The sequence below is a fragment of the Streptomyces katrae genome (genome assembly GCF_000966975.1).
Classification (GTDB): Bacteria; Actinomycetota; Actinomycetes; order Streptomycetales; family Streptomycetaceae; genus Streptomyces; species Streptomyces katrae.
This window is the reverse complement of sequence record NZ_JZWV01001714.1, coordinates 1-828: the sequence shown is the minus strand read 5'-3', so window position 1 is coordinate 828 and position 828 is coordinate 1. Positions and strand designations below refer to the sequence as shown.

General features: G+C 77.9%; 1 protein-coding gene. It reads right to left on the bottom strand.

Annotation, left to right across the window (positions count from 1 at the left end; translation table 11 throughout):
- The coding region (locus tag VR44_RS40280) for an acyl carrier protein (protein ID WP_045952664.1) at positions 1-828 on the bottom strand (828 nt) is incomplete at both ends.

The window sequence follows — 828 nt, the reverse complement described above, 5'->3', positions numbered from 1 at the left end:
TGGTGCCGGGGTGGTCGGGGTCGGGGTGGTAGAGCGCGTCGAGGTCCCAGCCCCGGTTGTCGGGGAAGACGGACATGGCGTCGGTGCCCTCTTCGACGAGCCGCCACAGTTCCTCGGGTGAGCGGACGCCTCCGGGGTAGCGGCAGCTCATGGCGACGATGGCGACGGGGTCCTCGTCGGCGGGGGCCCGGGTGGCCGCGGCCGTGGACGGCTCCGTGGTGCCGAGGAGTTCGGCGAGGAGCCGGCCGGCCAGGTCGAGGGCGCAGGGGTGGTCGAAGACGAGGGTGGTGGGCAGGTCCAGTCCGGTGGCGTGGACGAGCCGGCCGCGCAGTTCGACGGCGGTGAGGGAGTCGAAGCCCAGGTCGCGGAAGGCCCGTCCGGGTTCGACGGCTTCGGGGTCCGGGTGGCCGAGGACGGCGGCGGCCTCGCGCCGGACGAGTTCCACGAGGGTGCGGTCCCGGTCGGCGGGGTCGGCCTGGGCGAGGGTGCGGCGCAGCGCCCGGGCGGTGTCCTCGGCGCCGCCGCCGGCCCCGCCGGAGCTCGCGGGGCGGCCGTTCGCGGCGTCGCGGACCTCGGGCAGGGCGGCGAGGAGGGGGCTGGGGCGGCCGATGGTGAAGGTGGGGGCGAAGCGGGCCCAGTCGACGTCGGCGACGGTCACGGCGGTGGCGCCGCGGCCGACCGCCCGGTCCAGGACGGTGAGTGCCGCTTCGGCGTCCAGGGGCTCCAGGCCGCGCTTGCGCAGCCCGTCGGCGACCTCGGGGGTGGCGGCCATGCCGGAGCCGGCCCACGGTCCCCAGGCGAGGGAGGTGGCGGGCAGGCCGGCGCAGC